Below are 21,683 nucleotides of genomic sequence, written 5' to 3'. Positions count from 1 at the left end.
CTAAAATATTGTGCGAGAGTGCAGAATTATTTTCCACGTGTAAATTTATAAGGCGTTGATAGACAGCGTGAAAAGAATATAACAATCTGTAAAACTAGTTGTAATAATTCAGACCGATAAACGTTCGGCTTTTGTAACCGCATATACCAAACCTTCAACTTCGATTCTTGCCATGATGAAAAGATTGCTTCTGCTCAGCCTTTTTGTGCCTTTTTGCACTAAATCAGTAGCCCAAATTCCCGGCGCACTCAGAATTCCTTACGGTCAGCCCGACATTCTGAGCGTGGCACCCGATGCCCGCATCAGCGGAATGGGCTACGCCGGCGTCGCTTTGAGCCCCGATGCAAATGCCACCTATATCAATCCCGCCAAGCTCGCCAGTGCAACAAACGATTTTGGTGCTTCCGCCTCCTTTTTTCGATGGTTACCGGCTCTTGTTGATGATTATTGGATCGGGTATGCAAGTGCCTATAAGAAGTTAGGTGAAAAGCAGGCAATCTCGGCTTCTGTTCAGTATTTTGATTACGAAACGTGGCTCATCAATGGTGACACGAAGCAGCTGGCAGACCTCGCTATCAGTGCAGCTTACTCCCGGCAGCTCGGCAAAAACTTTTCAATGGGAGCAACATTGAAATACATCAGTTCTGACTTAGGTTACGCTTATGTGAATGCAGGTACCATCAAAAAGGGGCAATCCGTTGCGGCGGATATCAGTGCGTACTACCATAAGCAGGTGACCGGCGGTCAGAGCGGGGAAGATTTTAACTGGTCACTCGGCGTAATTGCATCCAATCTGGGTAACAAAATTGATTTCGGATCAAGTGGCAAGTACTTTCTTCCTGCCAAACTCCGCATCGGTGGCGGACTTTCTTATACCGCCACGGGCAAGCACCGTATCAATCTGGTAGCCGATTTAAGCAAACTGATGGTGCCTACGCCAACAGCCAGCCAGAACGGACAGAATGGGGCGGTGTTAAAAGGTGCGTTAAGGTCTTTCTCGGATGCGCCGGGTGGTTTCAAGGAGGAAATGCAGGAGATTATGTTTTCTGTCGGCGCGGAATACTGGTATAAGAATGTGGTCGCATTGCGCGGCGGCTATTATGGCGAAAACCAGAAAAAAGCAGGTCAGCAGATCATAACGGTCGGTGCAGGCGCGCGCATTTTCCGAAACTTCAATGCCGATCTGGCCTACATTATCCCGTTAAAAGAAGGGAGTCCGCTCGCGGAAACACTCCGCACAACGGTTTCATTTTATATACCCGGGAAAAAAGGGTAGGGACAGCTTGATCTTTCGGGTACCTGGATTTCAGTTCACAAGAATTATGGTGCAACTGGGACAGCTTTTATTACCATCTGAAAAGTTCGCATTGTGGTGCCGGCATGCAGTTGCCAATTTGGCTGGGCCATGATAAAAACGATATTGACCTTACTGATTGTAAATCTTTCACTTACCGCCGCGCTGGGCCAGGCTGAATGGGTCCTGGCTGCCAGCCACGGGGACGTCAGGGTTTATAGTCGCGCAGTACCTGGTTCCAGGATCAAAGCCCTCAAAGCAGAATGCACCATGCAGGCAACGATGGCAGAAGTGCTGAGTTTGCTGAAAGATATTCCCGCTACCGGCAAATGGATGTGCCACACCAAACGCTGCGATCTGATCAGGCAGATCTCGGAAGATGAGCTCTATTACTATACCGAAGTAAGCCTGCCCTGGCCCCTTGATAACCGCGACTTTGTGAGCCACATGACCATCAGGCGTGACCTTTCATCGCAGGTTGTTACTGTCAATTCTCCCGCCGTACCCGGACATCTGCCCGTCAAGAAGGGGTTGGTGAGAATTACGGAGTCCGAAAGCAGGTGGACGATCACGCCAACGGGCAATGCAAAAGTTAGGCTCGAATACACGTTGCGGGTAGATCCCGGCGGTTTCATTCCCGCGCACATTATCAACTACTTCGCATTACAGGCGCCTTTTGAAACATTTGATAAAATGAAAACAGAGCTGCTGTCCCGCCGCGCATTGAAGGCTGCTGATAAGTAAGTAGCCAACCTTCCTTACTTTGGACTGTTAAATGTTGCAGCAAAGCCGGTTACAAGGCTCCGGGCACACATTTTTGTAAACGAGGAGTGAAATGTAAAACGAACAATATGGGAAAAGGTAAAGACCTGTTTGGTTACTACAATGATCTTGCAAAGGAAAAAGGCCCGGGCAGCAAGGAAAGCGCCTATGCCGGGATTTTGTTCCAGGCGCTGCTGATGGTAGGAGAGCGGCGCACTTTTGAGCTGCTGGAAGAGGCAGACGAGCAAGGTAAAAAGCTCAGATTGCTATATCCTCCCAATGCAAAAAAGGGCGACGCGCCCAGTGAAATCATAGTCGAATAAGGCTTGCTGGAATGGTTATTTAGTAAAGTGGTTTTCATCAGCAAAACTTGCAGCAAATCATGAAAACTACATTCTTATCACTGGCATTTTTCCTTCTGACGGCGTCAGGGATAGCCTTTGCACAGTCTACAACCATTTCAACCAACCCTAAAACCAAGGCAGGGGGAGATACTTCTGACGTATCCAACAGCACACCGGGAACAGGCCGCAGCGCCACAACCGGCGATCGCAAAACGGCCGGAGGTACAGGTCACCAGAAATCGGACGGTGCCTCACAGCCAGGCAGAGCAACCGGAGCAGGTGACCGATCTACACCAGGCGGTGACGATGGAAACGGCGGTACTACCGGAAAAACCAAGTTGCCTGGCGCTCAAAGCCAGGGCACCAATAAAAAAGCTATTCAGGATGGAAAAACAACCATAGCGAAGGATAGAAAACCAAAAGCCGAAGCGAAAAAGGATTGATAGCAAGCATTTTAGAGACTAAAACCCTGTTTTAAACAGGGTTTTTTTAGTTCCCTCCCACAACCGCCATCACCAGTGTAGCTGCATTGGTGGCAGCGATATCGTAAAAGTTACCCATATCGTCTTTCGCATGCTCATTGGCATTGTCGCTCATGCTCCTGATGATCAAAAAAGGAACGTTTTGCTGGTAACAGGTTTGTGCCACAGCCGCGCCTTCCATTTCAGTAGCTGCCGCTTTTAAATCTTTTATTAGTCTGTCCGTTATTTTTTTTGAAGAGACAAAAACGTCACCTGTGACGATCACGCCCTGTTTTACTGCGGGCATCCTGTTTCCTGATTTTCGTTGGATCTGCTGAAATGTCAATCCTTTGGAGACTTCCGTCGCCTTTGCAACCAATGCCGGATCGCATTTGAAAGTGACTGGATTGGCCAGGTTCGTGAGCGGGTTTTTGGTAGCCCAATATTCCATTGCATCATCTTTCACCGCGCCAAAATCATGGTAGGTAATGTCGGTGCCGATCACGATGTCGCCTGGCCTGAGCGCGGGATCCACAGCACCTGCGATTCCGGAAAATATCAGTTGTGTTGGGTTAAAATGTTCAAGCATTAATGTGGTTGTGATTGCCGCATTCACTTTTCCCACGCCGGTTTGCGCAAGTACCACATTCTTCCCGCGCAGCTGCCCGGTAATGAACCTGGCCGACCGGATTACCGTGTCTTTCGCATTCACAAGATTTGCACGTAAATGCACCAGTTCAGGTGGGAAAGCCCCCAGAATCCCGATTGTTTCCTGGGCATTAACATTGATTTGAAACAAACAAAAAACAAAAAGCAGCAAAGATTTTTTCATGAAAACAATTAAAATATTAATGCAAGAATGGCGAATAAGTCGATGATAATGAGTGCCAGACTGATTTCTCTTGCCCGGCCCGTCGCTATATGTAATGCAGTCCAGCTCAGGAAGCCCCAGATAATCCCCTGCGTAATGGAGTAGGTAAATGGAATAAGTACCATCGCCAGAAAAGCCGGGAAGGCCTCGTGCAGCTGGGTCCAGTTGATCTTGACAACCGGCTTCATCATAAAAACACCCACCAGTACCAGCGCCGGCGCAGTAGCTATCGCAGGTACCGCGCTCAATAATGGAGACAGGAAAAGAAATGGCAGGAAAAGCAGTGCGCCCGCAATCGCCGTAAGTCCCGTTTTGCCGCCCTGCTCAATGCCCACAGCCGATTCAATGTAGGCAGTGCCGGGACTGCTTCCGGTAAGTCCGGCCAGGGTTGTTGAAAAAGCGTCCACAATCAGCGAGCGACGGATGTTACGCGGCTCCCCGTTCTCGTCAAGCAGCTCGGAAGCTTCTGCCAGTCCCACGAATGTGGACAGGCTGTCGAACATATCTGTAAAAACAAATGCGAGGATCACAGGTGCAAGGCTCCATTTGAGCGAATTGACCAGGTCGAGATGGAAAAGCAGGCTGAAATCAGGAGGTGACACAATCCCCGAAATGGTAACAAGCGGCTCAGTCCCGCCCCACCAGCGCCCGATCGGCCAGGCCAGCAGGCTGGTGAGCACAATACCGATCAGGATACTGCCTTTTACATTCCGTATCAGCAGGATCACGGTGATCAGCAAGCCTGCAATGAAAGTGAGCGTGGATGCATTCAGGTTTCCAATGCTGATCATCGTGGCCGGGTTGGCGACAATGAATTTCGCATTGGCAAGGCCGATCAGCGTAATAAATAAGCCTATCCCAGAGGCAATTGCATAGCGCAACGGTTTAGGGATTGCCTTAACGATGTAGGAGCGGATATTGAAAATGGAAAGCAGCAAAAAGAAAATCCCCGACCAGAATACGGTTCCCAATGCAACTTCCCAGGAGAGCTTGTAGGTAAATACCGCCGTGAATGTAAAAAATGCATTCAAACCCATTCCGGGCGCAACCAGAATAGGGTTATTGGCATAAAGCCCCATCATCATGCTGCTGAAAAACGAAACAAGAATGGTGGCTGTCAGCACTGCCGAAAACGGCATTCCGGTCTGGCTTAGTATAGAAGGATTTACAACAATAATATAGGCGGTGGCCAGAAAAGAGGATACGCCGGCCAGTATCTCGGTCGAGAAGGAAGTTTGTTCCCTTTGCAGACTGGATTGTGAAAACATAAGGTCGTGTTTAGTTCAAATATATAGATTTAATCGGATCGGCAGGTTTAAGGGTACTTTGTTTTGAACTCGTCGGTTAAATTAACCCACTGCTTCAAGTAACTTTCAAATCCCTGGCGGCTTTTGGGACATATTCTTATTCCTGAACATAATGTTTAAATCTTTTCAATCCCGGATCAGTAAATGGAGTGTTGCTTCCGGGCTGCTGCTGCTAACCGCTTCGGTGCTGATCACTGGTCATACCAACTGGCAAAACCAGTCCGATCGCCCCGACTCGCTTCAACTTAATCCGTTTGTGGAGACTGGTTTCCCATATATTTCAACATCGGTGGACGCCCGTAAAATGGGGCCTTCTTTCCCGGCCGACAATGAAGCCGCGCGTACACTCGCATTGCAGCTCGGCGACAGTGCGTATGTGTGCTTTGATACCGATCTGCTGCGCTGGTCTGTGGCGTGGACAGGCAAGTTTTTGCCGATGGTTTTGATGGCGCAGATCTCCTACAATGATTTTTTCAACAAAAACAACAAGATCAGCAAGGTTACCGGCGCGCCTAAGATCGCGACGGGACTTTATGCAGGCTGGTCTGTCTCGGGACCATCTTTCCGCGAAAAAGAGAATGCGGAACCTACGTGGAAGGCGCTTCCGGCTTCGAAAGGCCGGTGGGGTGGTGTGTATGTTTTTGGCAAAAAAGCAGTTCTGAGCTATTCGGTTGGCAATGCATCGATTTACGAGCTGCCGGCAAGTGCACGGTTTGAAGGCGGTACCGCATTTACGCGCACATTCCAGGTGAGTAATGCAGACAAAGATCTTTACCTGACATTGGCCGAAGTGCCGAATGCGGCGGGTGTTCAGAAGAAAGGAAATATTACCTATTTGTTTAACAGCCAGGCAAAAGATACGGTTACGGCTGTGGCAATCATGGGAAAAGGGAAGCCTGGGTGGGAGCCGGCGGCCGTTGAAAACAGGTACCTGAATGTAAAAGTACCCGCAGGCGCAAAACCGGGGGAAGTAAGTATTGCGATCTGGAAAGGCCCTGTATCGAAAATGAGCGCATTTGAAAAGTTCTGCAAAACCAAACCCGCTGCCATGCCCGACTTCAAAACGGGCGGACCTGCATTGTGGCCACAGGAGGTAACCACGCGCGGCAAATTGGCGCCGGACACAGCTGCATTCGTGACAGACCAGCTCACACTGCCTCTGACCAATCCCTGGAAACGCAATGTCCGCATTGCGGATATCGCCTTTTTTAAAGACGGCCGGGCAGCAGTGGTAACCTTTGAGGGCGACGTGTGGACTGTGGAAGGTATCGACAAGCCTTTGCAGAATATAAGGTGGAGGCGCTTTGCATCCGGTTTTCACGAGCCGATGAGCATCGAAGTGGTGAAAGATACCATTTACGTTTTTGGCCGGGAAGGAATTGTAAAGCTGCACGATCTGAACAAAGACGGCAATGCTGATTTTTATGAGAATTTTTCCAATGTGATGTCGCAATCGGCTGAGTCGCGTGAGTGGGCGGCTGATATGGTTTATGCGCCGGACGGAAGTTTTTACATTGCCAAAGGAGGTAGCCTCAGCAACGGTCCGGGTATGACAGCGGTAACAGGAAAAGGGTTTCGTGCAGGTTCAGACCAGAATGGGACGATCCTGAAAATCTCACCAGACGGAAGAAATGCAGAAGTGATCGCCACCGGCTTGCGTGGTCCGTATCTTGGCTTTAATCCTGAAACAGGTGTATTAACCGCCACTGACCAGCAGGGCAACTTTGTTCCGTCATCACCCATTTATCTCGTTAAAAAAGGAGATTATTTCGGCGTACAGCCAACCATGCACCGCACAGATAATCCGCAGATCACGCCGCCTCTGACGTGGATACCTCACAGTGTCGACAGGTCGAGCCTTGGCCAGGCGTGGATCACGGGCAAGAAAATGGGGCCGCTCTCCGGGAGTCTTATCCACTTCTCATTCGGTCAGCCGGGACTTTTCCGTGTTCTGATCGATAGTGCATCGAAGGTAGTTCAGGGTGGCGTTTCGTTTATCAATGCCAATTATCCCGCACCTACCTCGAAAGGCGCGATGAACCCGGCCGATGAGCAGCTTTATGTAACGGGTTTCAACTTGTGGGGGTCGAGCTCGACCGGGATCAGTTCCCTGCTGAGGCTGCGGTACACAGGCAAGCCAAGCTATCTGCCCAACCATTTTCGCGCAGGTACCCAGGGTATTGTCATCGGATTTGATTCTCCTCTGGAATCGGCGGCAGCTACTAATGTTGGCAATTATGAAATCAAAAGGTACAACTACCAGCGCACCGAAGAGTACGGATCGGGGCATTTTAAACTTGACGGCAGTGTAGGTGAAGAGACAATGGCGGTGGCCGGCGCATATCTTTCCCCGGATAAAAAGCACATTCTGCTGCTTGTACCCGGTATGACCGACATCATGCAAATGGAAGTAGGCTACAAGCTGCTAGCAGCAGACGGCAGAAAAATGAACGATCATTTCTATTTCACCTTAAACCACACGAGCGACGTAGATTTTAAGAAATACGGATTTTCCAATGTAGACCTGGCTTTGTTAACCACGCAAAAAGCGTCTGCAGAACCGGCGAAAGCAGAAGTAGCGTCAGCTGCAAAGGGGAAGGAAGTGTTTCAGAAAATGGCTTGTGCTGGCTGCCACTCGGAAGGGCTGCGGACTGACGGAATGTACGGGCCGCCATTTCAGAACCTGTACAAATCCGAAAGGATCTTCGACGATGGAAGCAAAGTGATCGCCGACGAAAATTATATCCGCGAATCCATTCTGACCCCTTCAAAGCGCATTGTGAAAGGATATAATGAAGAAATGCCCTCGTTTGTAGGTGTGCTGTCGGATACTGATATTGAGTCTGTGATCTTGTATATCAAGTCTTTAAAGAAATAAGAGAATCTTGCGGGCTGCGCCATTCGGATTGCAGTTTGAGCATAGTATAAAAAAACAGGCGGCCCGAATGCTCAGGCCGCCTGTTTGCTTTAAAACCGAAATTTACAAGCCAAAACCTGTTGCAAGTCCTTTTACCGGATTGCTAAAAGCATATTTCAACTGCGTAGCGCCGGTTGCGGGGTTTACTGTGTAAAAACTGGTGGTACCTCCTACGGTGAAAATGGCATAGCCCATTCCTGTGAAGTTTCCGATGTCAAATCCAATGCTGGAACCAGCATCCATGCCGAGTGGCTTTCCGTCCATCAGGATTCCGTCATTTGGCGGATTTTGTTTGTAGATCATATCTTTTTGGCTGTCGATATCAAACAGCGTTGTGCCGGCTGTGGCTGCTGTTACGCCAGGATAGCTGTTGGTATAAGCTACTGCGGTAACAAAAGGCGTAGCGTTGTCCAGCTTCAATGCGCCATCAACAAGCGTCAAACCGCTCTCCACATTGATCCGCAGATTTTGTCCATTGTCGCTTACCACGCGGAGTCTGTCAGCCACAGGATTGAAATCCACGCCAAACTGGGTTCCGCTGAGCATAACCGGATTATTGCTTCCATCTTTAAGCATGGCCAGCTCGGTAGCTGCGCCGCTTCCCAGATCAATTCCGTATAGCTTGCTGTTTCCGCCAAGCGCATACAGTCTTCCATTCATCGGGCGGATATCGATTCCCTGCAGCATCACACCGTTCAGGCCGGAAATCGCCTTGGTACCGTATTCATTTCCATTCGTCGGGTTGAAGATTTTCAGGTTGTTGGCATTATCCAATGCGTAGGCTACCGGCATAGCCGGAATTGCAATACCAACAATATTTACACCGGCAGGCAAATCGCCCAGCTTCTGCAGTTTGCCCGTTTTTAAATCCACATAATCCAGCTCCCATTTGTTTTCGAATTTCACGGAAGCAATCGGATAACGGTCTGCTTCGGACATGTCGGGAGAAATATCAAAACCGCCAACTTCGCTGATATCCAATCCCAGCGGGCCAACAGGTACCAATGCACCGGGGTTAGGAGGATTTTGAATGTAAAGCATATTGGCTTCTGCATCAATGTCGTAAAGGGTAGTGCCCGCGCCGCCCGGAGCCGCTGTTACGCCGGCCCGGCTGTTGGTGTAAGCTACTGCGCCCACTTTCGGACTACCCGGGTTCAATGGGGAATCGCCTGCGAGGATTGCGCCTGTTTCAGGGTTCAACCGCAGGTTCTGGCCGGTATTGGTAACCACACGGATTTTATCAACAGTCGGGTTAAAATCAAAACCAATGCTCGACCCGCTCAATGCAGTTGCAAGTGTATCAACAATTGTTGCTTTGCCTTCCTGATCGCCCGTTTTTACATTCACATGATACAAAACGCTCGACGTACCGATCGCGTAAAGCTGCCCGGTCGCCGGACGAAAATCGATTCCCGCCAGTTTGTCGCCGCTCGCCAGACCGGTCACATTAAATGACCGCAAAGGCGAAGAGGTACTTCTGACATTGATTTCGTGCAGCTGGTTGTTGTCTGATAATGCGTAAAATATCCGGTCTGGCAACGTTTGTTCTGTTGGTGGAACGCGGTGATCCTCGCAGGAAGAGAGAAAGAGGAGGCTGAGGGAAGCAGCGGCGATTGCGCGCCGGGATGAATTGTTGAGAATCTTCATAAGCTGTTCGAGTAAAATGAAAATGGTTTTAAAACCATCTACGACGCAGCTTTGACGATGGATTAAATGTTTGCAAATAAATTTAATTCGCTTTTAATCTCATTTTAATGTGTTGGTTTATAGATAAATGTAAGTCCTGATACTCAGTTCATCGTGCGTGATTTTTACCTGTCGCATTTGCGGCAAGTACAACAGGTAACTGTGTTTGCACGCGCCACGAAAACCGGGCGGTTACCGGGTGGTGATCGGAAAGGGGGGTACCTTCCGGTGTGGAAAACAGGCGCTTCTCAAACTGGTAGTCTGTTGTTTCCATGTGCACCGCAGTACTGCCACGGTAAAGGATCTTGTCAATCGTTTCGGTATCATGGTCAATGGAGAGTATGTCTTTGGCCGGAATCGCGGCGAGCGGCTGAGGTACATTTCCCTCGTTTTTACTTTCAACCCAAACATCCTGCAAACCGAGCTCACTTTGTAAAACTGAAATATTATCCAGGTTATAGCTGTAACGTCCATTCAGGTCGCCCATCAGAATGACCGCATTCCCTTCTGAATTTTGCCGGATATACCGTGCAAGTTGAGCGATGTTCCGGCGGCGTGCCCTGGCTGCGGAGGGATGGTTATATGCATTGGCGTGTACATTGTAAAAATCTATGAAAACGGCCCGTGCGATTTCAACCCTGCTGAAAGTAAATCCTTTCGGCGTGAGGCAATCGGCGCCGGTACAATCTTCCCATTTGATCCTTTGCAGGTTCCTGACAGGAAACCGGGACAGCGTATTCAGCCCGTCGCCAAATGGGATCTTGCCTTTACTCACACTGCGGAAAGGGTGGTTGTTGCGGCTGTACAAAGTGCGGTTGTAATTGAAATCCTCCTGAACGTGCGCGATATCAAACCGGTTGAGACGAGCGCCGATTTCGCGGATACTGGGGTCCCGGTCGGTCGCTGCGCTGGAAATGAGCTGGGGCAAGCCTGCGATATTATAGCTGATCACGGTGAAGCTGCCTGAGGAGGAAGTGTCTTTCGCGGCGGCCTGGGTGTTATTGAAGTCGGGTATTTCGCGGGTAACTGTGTTCGCCCAGAGTGCAGGCAGCAGGAGCAGGAGCCAGACAGTGCGGTTTTGCTGGCGTTTTTTGGACTTGAACTTGATCATTCCGTGCGTTTTAATGATCTCCGAAATTAGTCCGGGCATGTGAACAGGATGCATCCGGAATATTACCTTATCATTATTTAATGCGGATATTTCAAGCATAATGGTTACATCCTGCATTTTGAATGCGGGAGCTGAATCATTAGGAACAAAATTTGCGTTGGGAATAATTGTTAACAGCAAGTTCACATTCAGGAAACCTGCACAAGCTATTTTAGCAGATCATAGCCACCATGAGAAAAGTGAGAGTTGCCTTTTTCGCTGAGATCCTCGTTGCCGATTTTGACGGGGCAGCGCGTACAATGTTCCAGCTTTTCAACCGCATTGATCCCGGGCAGTTTGAATTTTTGTTTATCTGCGCAAGCGGACCTGAGCAGGTCAGAGGTTTTGATTGTGTCCGCATTCCCTCGTTACCCATTCCATTCAACAGCCATTATGTGATCGGAATGCCCGCTTTCGCAGCGACGGAAACACGTGCGCGCCTCGATGCATTCCAGCCGGATCTTGTACATATCGCAACACCTTCTTTTCTGGGGCATTTTGGTTTGAGTTATGCAAAGGAAAACAGGCTGCCTGTCACCAGCATTTATCATACCCATTTTATCAGCTACATTTCCTACTATTTCAAGTACCTGCCATTTTTGATCAAACCTGTTGAAAACCGCGTCAGGAAATGGCAGAACAGGTTTTACGGGAGTTGTGATAAAGTTTACATTCCTTCAACAAGTATTGCTAATGAGCTGGTGGAGAGCGGAATGGCGCCGCATAACATGAAGATCTGGAAACGGGGAATGGACACAAGCCTGTTCTCGCCAACGAAAAAAGACGAACAATACCTTCGCAAGCTGACCGGCAATGACCTGCCCACTGTACTTTTTGCAAGCCGGCTGGTTTGGGAAAAAAACCTGGAAACGCTGATCGACATTTACAATCTGCTGAAAGCGGAGCATGTACCATGCAATTTCATCGTCGCCGGCGACGGTGTGGCCAGAAAGGATTGTGAAGCCAGAATGCCTGACGCGATCTTTCCCGGCCAGCTGGATCACACGCAGCTATCTGTGTTGTACGCTTCTGCGACCGTTTTCGTGTTTCCATCTGTATCTGAAACTTTCGGGAATGTGGTCCTGGAAGCGATGGCTTCTGGCCTGGTGCCGGTAGTTGCAGACGGCGGCGGAAGCAGGGATTTCATTGCAGAAGGTGAAAACGGCTTTAAATGCGCGCCCTACGATGCTTTTTGCTACGTCGAAAAAATCAGGGAAGTGATTGAAAACCCTGCATTGCGATCAAGATTAAGCGAAAATGCGATCGAATACAGCCGCAGCTATGATTGGGATGAACTCGCCAGGGTTTATTTTAGCGATCTCATTGCTTTGGCCCAACCTACGGAAAAGATCCAGTTTGAAGATTAACCCTGCATATATACGTATTATCAAGACCGTCCTGGTGCTAAGTATCTCGGTGCTGCTGTTCCAGTTCATCCGGAACACCGACCTGGCCGAAGTATCCGGGGCACTGCAAACAGCCGGTTCGGGCTTTCTGCTGGTTTTGTTCAGTACATTCGTCGCTTACTGGTGTGGCGCTGTGGGATGGTGGTATTGCCTGGGCGAATCACGCCGCCGGATTTCGCATTTCCGGATATTTGTAGTCAGGCATATTAGTGAAACCGTCGGTATGTTCAATCCTGCCAGTGTTGCGGGAGGCGATATGTTTAAGGTTTTCCTCTTGAAACCTTACGCGATTGATCAGCAAACTGCACTTACTTCGGTGGTCATGTACCGGTTTCTGATGATCCTCAGCCAGCTGGTGCTGCTTGTAGTGGCGATGCTCTGGCTGGTAAGCAGTCAGGATATGGTGTTGATAGCGCCGGTGTATGTCGCACTCATCATTGTTGCACTGGTGCTGTTTGCCACCGGTTGTTTCTGGTGGGTAAAAAGGGCGGCCGGGCTGGGGCCACTGGCGGCTGGTGCGGGAAGGCTGGTGAAGATCAACAGCAAAATACGCGAGATCCGCATCGAGCTTAACCGCTTCGCAAGCACGCACCCCAAAGAGCTGCTGCTCGCATTTGCCGCATTCCTGCTCCACTGGCTGATCGGCTCGGTTGAATTTTACATTATTTTGAAACTGCTCGGATACGATGTGACGCTCATGCACGGACTTTTGCTGGATATGGGCGTAGTGATCGTGAAGTCTGCCGGCGCATTCGTGCCCGGACAGATTGGTGTGGAAGAACTAGGCAATAAACTGATGCTGAGTGTTATCGGCATTTCGAGTGCATCGTTGTGGCTGTCGGTATCTGCACTCCGCCGCACGCGCCAGCTTTTCTGGATTTTAATGGGCGCATTGTTTTACGCGGTATTTGCCAGGAACAAACGCATATCCTCCTGAATTCAATGGAAATCCTCTTCGTAAGTCATAAATATCCGCCGGCTGTGGGTGGAATGGAAAAGCAAAGCTACGAGCTGATCACCGGAATGGAGCGGTATTGCAAAGTGCATAAAATCGTTTTTGACGGAAATGAAAGTATCATCCGCTTTTTTATTCTGTTAAAAAAAAGGATCATTGAAACCTGCGCGAAAAACCCCGGAATCAAGCTTATCCATTTTAACGACGGCCTGCTGGCTGCTTTTTGCGTGCGGCACGAAGGGTACACTCACCTGAAACGAACAGCTACCCTCCACGGCCTCGACGTCGTTTTTCCTAGTGCGATTTACCACAAAAACATTCTCCCCCGGTTCAACAGGTTTGATAAGCTCATTGCTGTAAGCAATGCTACCGCAAAAGCGGCTGTGTCACTTGGCATTCATGCAGAAAAGCTGGTTGTTATTCCAAATGGAGTGGATACGCAGATCCCGCATTCTCGCACCGAAGTTACCATTTCCGGATTGCTGGCTGAACACGGGATCAACTATCGCGGGCAGCGGATACTGGTAGCATTGGGCAGGCCTGTGAAGCGGAAGGGTATGTCGTGGTTTATCAAAAATGTGGTTCCCCGCCTGCAAGGTGAATTTCTGCTCCTTCTGATCGGCGCCTACCAGCCCGAACCGACCACGCCCGAAAAGCTGCTTTCGTTTTTACCGAAAAGTGTTTCGCGGAAAATCACATTGTTCCTCGGTTTTCCAACCGACAATGCCCCGCTTCGCGAAGTGCTCAGCAATCCCGCTTTGAATGCGAGGGTTAAGCATCTTGGAAAGCTCCCGACCGGTCACGTACAAGCCATTCTTGCTGCATCGGCTGCTTTCATCATGCCAAATATCAAAGTTGAGGGCGATATGGAAGGTTTCGGACTGGTTTGCCTGGAAGCCGCAATCGCCGGGGCTCCGGTTTTTGCAGCTGATATCGACGGTATCCCCGATGCAATTCAAGATGGTAAAAACGGGTACCTGCTTCCTTCGGGCAATGCTGCTGCCTGGGCGGAGCGGCTGAACGAAGTAATTCAGTCAGGACCGGCTAAGCCGAATCAGGAAGCATTCAGACTATATACCGAGGCAAATTTCAGCTGGGACAGGATGGTAAGACGTTATTATGATCTGTTCCGGTCCTTCGTGGAGCTCCGGTAGTCAGTGCGGCCGCAGGTAAGGGGAGAGCTCCATTACATCTACTTTCAGGAGCCGGCTTTTGAAAAGATCTGATTTGTATTTGAAAATGAAATTACGTAGCGACATTCCTGTTCGGTTAAGGATATACAGGTTCGCTGCCTCTTCGGATATATTGAATTTGAACAGCAGCTCCGGCACGCGGATTGTCTTGTTCTGGTTCAGCTCACTCCGAAGATATTCCACGATCCTGTCGGTAAGTACCTGCTCCGTTGATTTCTCTTCTGTTCTTTTGACTTCAAAATTGTTTCTTGCCAAAATGGTCACGATCAGGTCCATACTACCTTTGATCAACCGGATGTGAGAGGATTGGCGCTGGGTTATTTCAAATGCAATCTGGTTTACAAGGTAATGGATCGTCTCGCTGTCTCTTACATTCCTCAGCGGTTTTCCGGGTGTAAGTCTGCTGTTATTGCAAAAGTTCTCTGCGTGTTTGTACGTATCTGCAAAGTCTGCGTCCATAGCCTTTTTGGTGTGGAAATCTGTTGCCAGGTAGCTGTCAAATGCAAATACAAAAATTTCGGTGCCTTTATTTTCGTCAAAAACGGGCTGCTGTCCGGGTTTCAGCGCGATGATACCGGCTGGTAAATAGGAATGAATGCGGCCGTCGAGAACAAACTGGCCCTCGCCGGAAAGCACGTAAATAATGCGGTAATGTGAAAGGTGTTCGGGAGTACTTTCCCAGCAGTTGGTTTTACACTGAAGCAAATGAAATTTCTTGTGCGCACTGAATTTGACCACAGACATCAGAAAAAGGATTTGTTTAAACCCAATTTTCAAAAACATACATTCTTTTGAAATTCTAATTCTCCGAAGGCAGGTTTTGGGGACTTAAAGGCGGGTTTTCTCTTGCAGAAGCTGGCTAGGCACTAGCGGCCAAGCCAATTTTTGAAGTCGGTAATGCGCTCGGAACTGACAAAAACTTCCTGTGAAGTGGCGGGATTGAGATCGAGTTTCAGCTTGCCCGCCGAGATCATGTGGATGTCACGGATCGCATTGACGGAGATAAGCAGCGTCCGGTTGACGCGGAAGAAGTCGGCCGGATCAAGCAACTGCGACAATCTTTCCAGGCTATATTCAACCGCGAAATGCCGGCCGTCGAAAAGCCTCAGAAAAGTGGCACGTTCTTCAATGACGAAATAGGCGATCTCCGAAGTTTTAAATGTAAAAATACGGGGGCCGGCTGTTGCCAGAAACCGGTCTTTGTACTTCTCGCTCAGTAAGCTGGCAGGGCTTGTATCGTGATCAGCTTTTTCCTGTTGCAATGCATGCAGCTTTTTGAATTTCAGCAAAGAAGCTTGTAAATCAAGCGGGTTGATCGGTTTAAGAAGGTAATCAATGCTGTGTGCTTTGAAAGCTTTTTGCATGTATTTATCAAATGCAGTCGTGAAAATGATGGGGATCATCAGGTCAAGACTCTCTATGATCCTGAAACCATTATCGTCTTCCAGGTGAATATCGAGAAAGATCAGGTCGGGCCGCGTATTGGATTCATTTTGCAGATAAGCGATGGTCTCCAAAACGGAAGGTATGATCGCCAGCACGCGAACGGACGGATCAATGCCCGCGATAAGATTGCGCAACCTTTCGGCACTCAGTTCTTCATCCTCAACAATCAGCACATTCATGGTATCAGCGGGATTTTAACAACAAAGTGGCTGCTGTTTTTGTCGATAATAACATCTTTGTCCAGCAGCAGCTTGTACCTGTTGATAATATTCTTCAAGCCCAGTCCGGTGGTGGGTTCGGTCAGTTGTCTGAGCTGCAATGGATTACTCACCACCAGCATTCCGCCTTCGATGCCAATATTTATCCGCAGCGGGTTACTCACGGACATTGTATTGTGTTTCACGGCATTTTCAATCAGAAGCTGCAAAGTGAGCGGGATAATGGAATAGCGTTCCAGATCTGCCGGGGATAAGTCCGCATCGATAATGATTTTTTCCTTAAACCGCATGCGCAGCAGGTAAGTGTACGTTTCCAGGAATGCGACCTCTTCCTTCAGACTGATCTGATGCAGCTCGGCTTGTTCGAGAATGTACCGGTAAGCGAGCGACAGTTGCTGGATAAATTCGCTCGATTTTTCAGGACGGGATTCCACCAGCGAAGACAGTACACTGAGGTTATTAAACAAAAAATGCGGGCTGATCTGGTTTTTTAATGCGATAAAACGTGCATGTAAATTCTCCTTTTCCTGTTTTTCAGAGTCTACAAGCAGCTTTTTGAGTTTTTCCTGCACCTGGTTGTTGACACAGAGATAGTAAGCCGCGATCAGTGCGAGAATGGTCAGTGCCTCGTTGGAGCGCCTGTGAAAGGCCCTGATACGTTGCCAGTTGATATGGTCGAGAAAAGGTTGTTGAGGCTGGGTCCACAGGTTGTCCATCAGGCCCCAGGTATATCTTAGAATGGAATTGAAAAGGATTGCCATCAAAACAGCAGGAACGAGCGTGATCAGCTGATTGGAAAGCTTGAATTCGAGTGACTCGGCGGTGCCGGTCAGGACAGCGAGCTTTTCGAGGAACCAGTCGACCACATAAATCCAGCTGGTATAAAAAATGGTGCTGATTATGATTTCAATCCCGAAAAGCGGCAGGTTACCGGGTATGGTGTGCCAGCGTTCGGGCGGAACGTTTATGTAAGTCCGCAAGGGAATGTAAATGAGCGCAAGCGCAAAGCCGAGCAGCCATTTCTGACCAAAGATATAGGGCCGCATGTTTCGGGTTCAATGTGAATCGGCGAGTAAATTACGATAATCGTATTTCTGGTACTCACTGGATTTTTCTTTCTCCTTATAAATTTCAATCAGCTCGTTTTTTACTTGTCCTGCTGTTATCCTATTTACAACTCCACAATGAACTTTATACTGCCGAGATCGCCTTTTCTTTATGTAAACTGTTACACGATTCAAAAGAGGAACAATATCATGGAAATAGGAATAAGCATGTTCGGGGATCTGGCTTATAATCAGGCCGGACAGTCGTTTCAATCATCGCAGCAGCGCCTGCGGGATATGCTGGAAGAAGTCAAGCTGGCAGACCAGGTCGGACTTGATGTATTCGGGATAGGAGAGCACCACCGGCCCGACTTTGCCGTGTCAGCCCCGGAAATTATCCTGGCTGCTGCCGCGTCAGTTACCAAGCGGATCAAACTGACCAGCTCGGTGACGGTACTCAGCTCCAACGATCCCGTGCGTGTTTACCAAAACTTTTCCACTGTGGACCTGCTTTCCAATGGCCGCGCCGAAATCACAGTCGGCAGGGGAAGCTTTATTGAATCATTCCCGCTTTTCGGGTACGACCTCAATGATTACAATGGTCTGTTCACTGAAAAGCTGGACCTGCTGAAACAGATCAATGAAACAGAAACTATTAGCTGGAAAGGCAAATACCGCGCGTCGCTTGACAAGCAGCAGGTACTGCCACGGCCTTCCAACGGAAAGCTGGATATCTGGATCGCCGTGGGTGGTACGCCGCAGTCGGTCGTTCGTGCGGCCCGGCTTGGATTTCCATTGATCGTCGCGATCATAGGTGGCCAGCCTGCCCAGTTTCAACCGTTTTTTGAATTATATAAAACAGAGTATATCAATGCAGGTCACGATCCCGCCAAGATGCAGCTCGCGACGCATTCGCACGGCCTGGTAGGGGAGAATGGCGGCGCACTGGCCGACCTGTACTATCCGGGATATGCCGCGCAAATGGACCGAGTGGGAAGAAGCCGAGGCTGGTCGCCTTACACGCGCCAGCAGTTTGAAGGCGGTCGCAGCAGCAACGGTGCCTTGTTTGTAGGTGATCCCAACCAGGTTACCGATAAGATTTTACAGCAGCAGGAAATGTTCGGACTTACCCGCTTCCTGCTCCACACCGACGTAGGTGCGCCCGCCCACGATGTATTGATGAAGTCCATTGAATTACTTGGCGACAAAGTGGCTCCGGCAGTCAGGAAGGCGCTCCATAAGTAGGTTTGAAGGTGCAGAGGGCGGACCTGGCAAGTTACAAATGATCTGTTGCATCAGAACGCCAACTTTGGCAGTATTGGCAATGTAACTTGTTGTATCATAAACTTGACGCTATGTTCCTCTACCTGAAAAACCTTCTGTTAGTCTGCATTGTCACATTATTGTTCGCTGGCTGCGCGAAAAAGGATGACCGGAAAGTCAAAATTACTTTCCGGTTGAATAAAGCCAAAGGGGCCGGCGCAGTTCTGGTCACCTACAATATGCTCAATCTGGACACATTGGTTTTGGGGAAATCTACCTTGGATAGCAATGGTTTTGGGGTAATAGAAACAAAGATCGAAAAGCCGGTTTTCGGACATGTTTATTTGCAGGACCAGTATATTCCATTGTACCTCAAAGCAGGCGACGAGATCGTATTTGAAGCAGATACCAGTACTACGGGAGATGGAGTCAAAGTCGTCGGAGATGGCGCTGCGGTTAGCAGGTTTATTCGGAATACCCAGAAAATCAGGCAGAAATATCAGAATTATAAAGGAAAGATGATATGGCAAAATGAGCCTGCCGAGTTCGTGTCCAGCTTCAAATTGTATCAGAACGAATTGAACAAGGAACTTGAAAAACTGGAAAAAGAGGACGGTATCACCGCAGAGGAAGTAGAGTTGATGAAGAAGAAAGCAGGGATGACATTGCACGCTTATCAGCAGCATTATGTGAACAACCATTACAGCTATGACATGGACGATCCTACCATTCCGGCAGATTTGAAAAAGGTAGTTACGACGTTGCCCACGGATTCAGTTTTGTTGGACATGAACATGTATGAATACGGCGAAATCCTGTCGGGTTACCTGATTTCCGGTATTCACGGGCCCTTCGGCAAGCTGGCTGACAGTATGAACAAGGACTCACTCGATGGACACTGGGCGGAGCTGTCTGATACATTTATTCAGAAAATGAAGTTGCACCCCTTTTTGAAAAAGCATTTCAGAGCAGCCAATATCAACTATTGAGTACAAATGGAAGGCTTGTCGCCGGAATTAGCCCAGCTTCGCCAGGAATTCTATAAAACGACGGTCTCGCCTGTTTACAGAAAAACGCTGGACAAAAGCTTTGCCAAATGGGAGGCGCTTGGCAAAGGAAAGCCGGCGCCTGACTTTACGGGGGTTACCGCCAACGGAGACTCTGTTTCATTGCAAAGTCTCAAAGGCAAAGTTGTGTACATTGACGTATGGGCTACCTGGTGCGGGCCTTGCCGGGACGAATTCCCTGCATCGAAAAAGCTTGTGAAAGAGTTTGAGGGAAATGACAAGGTCGTATTTCTGTATGTATCTGTTGATCAGGATGTGAAGGCATGGAAGAAAATGCTGAGAGACGGGCAAGCTCCCGCCGGAATGCACATTAATCAGCAAACCGACGTAGCCGGATCAATCTGGGAGAAGTACCATCTCTGGGGTATTCCGCGCTATATTATGGTGGATAAAAATGGCAAAATGCTGGAAGCCCACGCTGCCCGGCCTAGCTCCGGAAAGGTAGCGGCGGCGATCAGGATGCAGTTAAAGGACAGCTGAATGCAAATGCCGAAAGTGGTTGCATTGTGATTTTTAGACCTGATCACACGCTTTGTTACGGGCGAATACCTTGAAATTTTGAAGTCTGGTGGATATATTTGTTCAGGCAGTTACCCCTACTGAACATCTGACGGATGACAACGGACGCACTCACATACCTGCGTGAAGAAATAAAAACCTACTTCCCTGAATCAAAAGAGCTTCAATTATCTGGCAGCCTGGCTAACCAGCCGCGCTTCAACTTTTATTTCGAAATCACCGGCGGGCTGCGTTTCCTGCTGTATCTCAACTGGGACGGTGACGGAGATGGATTTACATTGAAATGTCTGGAATTCGTGGAGGCTGGTGTGCTCAAAAAGCTGGTTTCTTCTTATCCCAACTCCGGCTCTAAAGTATTTAACATCGGTCAGCCCAGGTCTACGATCGGGTTTTTGTATAAAGGGAAAAACACTTTACAGCCGGTGTTCACAAGAGGATATTTCAATGAACCGCTTGGTGCCTCGGACATTACCTGCGGTCAGCTTCTGAATTCCATTGATCCTACGTTAATTGTAAGAAGCTGAATACACATTTTCTCCAAACTCTAAAACGGTCAGCGCAACCTGGCCAGCTGCATTTCAATGGTGTCGCGGCTCATGACAAAATGCAGCTGCATTGATTTTTGTGTACGGTTGCTCACGGAAATCATCAGGGTGTCCGTCCGCCTGTCTGCCCGGCTCGGATTACCATGAATGAACCTGATGTTGTTTTTCAGACTATCAAATTCGTAAGAGCCCGTGAGGCTTTCATCCGGCTTGTAGCGGTACGGGTTTGGACTGAATGCGCAGCCGTTCCAGCCTGCGAAGTATACCTTGTTCCACGCTTTGGTATCTGTAAGCCAGGCAGCGGAGGAAACGAGCTCGCTATTTCTTCGGAGCGTTTCTACTTTCCACGTTCCTTTGAGCACGGTGTCCGTTTTGGTACTTACAACGTAATATTGAATGGTGCAAAACGCAGCTGCAATGATCACGAACCGCAATGCATTTTTTAGAAAACCGGATTTGTCTGATACCCGCGGAAGCTTTTCCACGAGGTCCCAGAATGCAGTTTTGAGTTTTTGAAAATCGAGCAGGAGCAGGAAAGTAAGACTGATCGTGTAGATCACCGAATTGAAGAATGCGCCTACGGCAATCTGGTAAAACATGTTGATCAGAACAATGTTGACCATTACCGGCAGCAAAACCATGACGCCGATCAACGTGGTACGACGGAAAAGAAGCAGTATGGAACCGCCCACCTGGAACAATGCGAGGATTACCGCCAAAGTGTAGGAATAGCCAAAGTAGTACCAGGTAAGCGCGAAACCGCTCAGTTCGCCTACTGGAATATCAAGGTTAAACTCCGGTGATTGAAGCTGCGTTTTCAGAATTTTGGCAAAACCGTAAACGGAAATGGAATAAGCCAGCCAGTAGCGGATCACTCCCTGTAAAACGGCGTGTCGGATGCCGCTGTTACCTTTTCCTTCTTTCTCTTTTTCATGCCATAGAATCGCATAAACAAGCCCGCCCAGAAAGGCCACGGTCACAATGCCGATCAGTAATGGATGATAGTAGTGCCCGTATTTGTGTAAGAATGAAACCGGGACAAAGTTCAGTATGACAGTAAGGGATGACAATACGGCCAGAATCCCCAGAGTACATTTACAAATTTTCAGGAAGAGAGAGGAGCGGGACTGAGAAAAAGTTTCGGTCATAACGATACAGGAAAGAGCTGGAATCCTGTAAAGCTATGACCGAAAGTGAATTTTTGAAAGTATATAAGTGCCTGTTTTTGAGCAA

Annotated in this window: 20 protein-coding genes; 12 read left to right on the top strand and 8 right to left on the bottom strand. The window is 48.8% G+C overall.

Annotation, left to right across the window (positions count from 1 at the left end; translation table 11 throughout):
- Positions 1-172: 172 nt before the first annotated feature.
- From porV to ASG33_RS11745, 4 genes are all read left to right on the top strand, one after another.
- Positions 173-1,276: a type IX secretion system outer membrane channel protein PorV gene (gene porV / locus ASG33_RS11760; protein WP_157474732.1), complete on the top strand. Its 1,104-nt coding sequence runs from the start codon at positions 173-175 to the stop codon at positions 1,274-1,276.
- Between the two features lie 129 nt (positions 1,277-1,405).
- Positions 1,406-2,038 carry an START domain-containing protein gene (locus tag ASG33_RS11755; RefSeq protein WP_056284837.1) on the top strand — a complete coding sequence of 211 codons (633 nt, stop codon included), beginning with the start codon at positions 1,406-1,408 and terminating at the stop codon, positions 2,036-2,038.
- Positions 2,039-2,145: 107 nt separating this feature from the next.
- A complete protein-coding gene (locus tag ASG33_RS11750; protein WP_056284835.1) occupies positions 2,146-2,379 on the top strand; it encodes a hypothetical protein in 234 nt (77 codons plus the stop codon).
- Positions 2,380-2,438: 59 nt separating this feature from the next.
- Entirely contained in the window at positions 2,439-2,843 is a 405-nt protein-coding gene (locus ASG33_RS11745) for a hypothetical protein (RefSeq protein WP_056284832.1), read from the top strand.
- A 46-nt stretch (positions 2,844-2,889) separates the two neighbouring features.
- On the opposite strand, the gene ASG33_RS11740 is transcribed toward ASG33_RS11745, so the two are convergent.
- Both ASG33_RS11740 and ASG33_RS11735 read right to left on the bottom strand, forming a co-directional pair.
- The gene (locus ASG33_RS11740) at positions 2,890-3,693 is read right to left on the bottom strand and encodes a 5'-methylthioadenosine/adenosylhomocysteine nucleosidase (RefSeq protein ID WP_056284829.1); all 804 of its coding nucleotides are present in this window, start codon (positions 3,691-3,693) and stop codon (positions 2,890-2,892) included.
- A gap of 8 nt (positions 3,694-3,701) precedes the next feature.
- Positions 3,702-5,000: an NCS2 family permease gene (locus ASG33_RS11735; RefSeq protein WP_056284827.1), complete on the bottom strand. Its 1,299-nt coding sequence runs from the start codon at positions 4,998-5,000 to the stop codon at positions 3,702-3,704.
- A 151-nt stretch (positions 5,001-5,151) separates the two neighbouring features.
- Here ASG33_RS11735 and ASG33_RS11730 point away from each other — a divergent pair, with 151 nt between their 5' ends.
- On the top strand, positions 5,152-7,917 hold the full coding sequence (locus tag ASG33_RS11730) for a DUF6797 domain-containing protein (protein WP_056284825.1): 2,766 nt from the start codon (positions 5,152-5,154) through the stop codon (positions 7,915-7,917).
- 102 nt (positions 7,918-8,019) lie between these two features.
- On the opposite strand, the gene ASG33_RS11725 is transcribed toward ASG33_RS11730, so the two are convergent.
- Together ASG33_RS11725 and ASG33_RS11720 are read right to left on the bottom strand one after the other, a co-directional pair.
- A complete protein-coding gene (locus ASG33_RS11725) occupies positions 8,020-9,603 on the bottom strand; it encodes a DUF4394 domain-containing protein (protein WP_056284822.1) in 1,584 nt (527 codons plus the stop codon).
- Positions 9,604-9,751: 148 nt separating this feature from the next.
- Positions 9,752-10,870, bottom strand: a complete 1,119-nt coding sequence (locus ASG33_RS11720) for an endonuclease/exonuclease/phosphatase family protein (RefSeq protein WP_056284819.1) — start codon at positions 10,868-10,870, stop codon at positions 9,752-9,754.
- Positions 10,871-10,983: 113 nt separating this feature from the next.
- Between ASG33_RS11720 and ASG33_RS11715 the strand changes: the two genes are divergently transcribed.
- Genes ASG33_RS11715 through ASG33_RS11705 form a run of 3 tightly spaced genes read left to right on the top strand, consistent with a single transcriptional unit; the run spans position 10,984 to position 14,307 of the window.
- The gene (locus ASG33_RS11715) at positions 10,984-12,159 is read left to right on the top strand and encodes a glycosyltransferase family 1 protein (RefSeq protein ID WP_056284816.1); all 1,176 of its coding nucleotides are present in this window, start codon (positions 10,984-10,986) and stop codon (positions 12,157-12,159) included.
- Entirely contained in the window at positions 12,149-13,135 is a 987-nt protein-coding gene (locus ASG33_RS11710; protein WP_056284814.1) for a lysylphosphatidylglycerol synthase transmembrane domain-containing protein, read from the top strand. The genes ASG33_RS11715 and ASG33_RS11710 overlap by 11 nt, the downstream gene beginning before the upstream one ends.
- Positions 13,136-13,140: 5 nt before the next feature.
- The gene (locus ASG33_RS11705) at positions 13,141-14,307 is read left to right on the top strand and encodes a glycosyltransferase family 4 protein (RefSeq protein ID WP_056284812.1); all 1,167 of its coding nucleotides are present in this window, start codon (positions 13,141-13,143) and stop codon (positions 14,305-14,307) included.
- On the opposite strand, the gene ASG33_RS11700 is transcribed toward ASG33_RS11705, so the two are convergent.
- The 3 genes from ASG33_RS11700 to ASG33_RS11690 form a co-directional block, all read right to left on the bottom strand.
- Entirely contained in the window at positions 14,308-15,090 is a 783-nt protein-coding gene (locus tag ASG33_RS11700) for a hypothetical protein (RefSeq protein ID WP_056286430.1), read from the bottom strand.
- Positions 15,091-15,212: 122 nt separating this feature from the next.
- Positions 15,213-15,971, bottom strand: coding sequence for a LytTR family DNA-binding domain-containing protein (locus ASG33_RS11695; RefSeq protein WP_056284809.1), 759 nt, complete (start codon positions 15,969-15,971; stop codon positions 15,213-15,215).
- Positions 15,968-17,056, bottom strand: coding sequence for a sensor histidine kinase (locus ASG33_RS11690; RefSeq protein WP_056284806.1), 1,089 nt, complete (start codon positions 17,054-17,056; stop codon positions 15,968-15,970). Before ASG33_RS11690 ends, ASG33_RS11695 begins: the two co-directional genes overlap by 4 nt.
- Before the next feature lie 210 nt (positions 17,057-17,266).
- Between ASG33_RS11690 and ASG33_RS11685 the strand changes: the two genes are divergently transcribed.
- The 4 genes from ASG33_RS11685 to ASG33_RS11670 all read left to right on the top strand — a co-directional run bounded on the left by ASG33_RS11685 (position 17,267) and on the right by ASG33_RS11670 (position 20,429).
- Complete coding sequence (locus ASG33_RS11685) at positions 17,267-18,301, top strand: LLM class flavin-dependent oxidoreductase (protein WP_056286427.1); 1,035 nt, start codon at positions 17,267-17,269, stop codon at positions 18,299-18,301.
- A 110-nt stretch (positions 18,302-18,411) separates the two neighbouring features.
- Positions 18,412-19,308, top strand: a complete 897-nt coding sequence (locus tag ASG33_RS11680; RefSeq protein ID WP_056284803.1) for a hypothetical protein — start codon at positions 18,412-18,414, stop codon at positions 19,306-19,308.
- Positions 19,309-19,314: 6 nt separating this feature from the next.
- On the top strand, positions 19,315-19,866 hold the full coding sequence (locus ASG33_RS11675; RefSeq protein WP_056284800.1) for a TlpA disulfide reductase family protein: 552 nt from the start codon (positions 19,315-19,317) through the stop codon (positions 19,864-19,866).
- A gap of 134 nt (positions 19,867-20,000) precedes the next feature.
- Positions 20,001-20,429 (top strand): hypothetical protein, encoded by a 429-nt coding sequence (locus tag ASG33_RS11670; RefSeq protein ID WP_056284796.1) that lies wholly within the window; start codon positions 20,001-20,003, stop codon positions 20,427-20,429.
- A gap of 29 nt (positions 20,430-20,458) precedes the next feature.
- Here ASG33_RS11670 and ASG33_RS11665 read toward each other — a convergent pair whose 3' ends face one another.
- Entirely contained in the window at positions 20,459-21,598 is a 1,140-nt protein-coding gene (locus ASG33_RS11665; RefSeq protein ID WP_056284793.1) for a hypothetical protein, read from the bottom strand.
- Positions 21,599-21,683: the final 85 nt, after the last annotated feature.

The sequence above is a fragment of the Dyadobacter sp. Leaf189 genome, assembly GCF_001424405.1.
Taxonomy (GTDB): domain Bacteria; phylum Bacteroidota; class Bacteroidia; order Cytophagales; family Spirosomataceae; genus Dyadobacter.
This window is presented reverse-complemented; position numbering and strand designations above follow the sequence as displayed.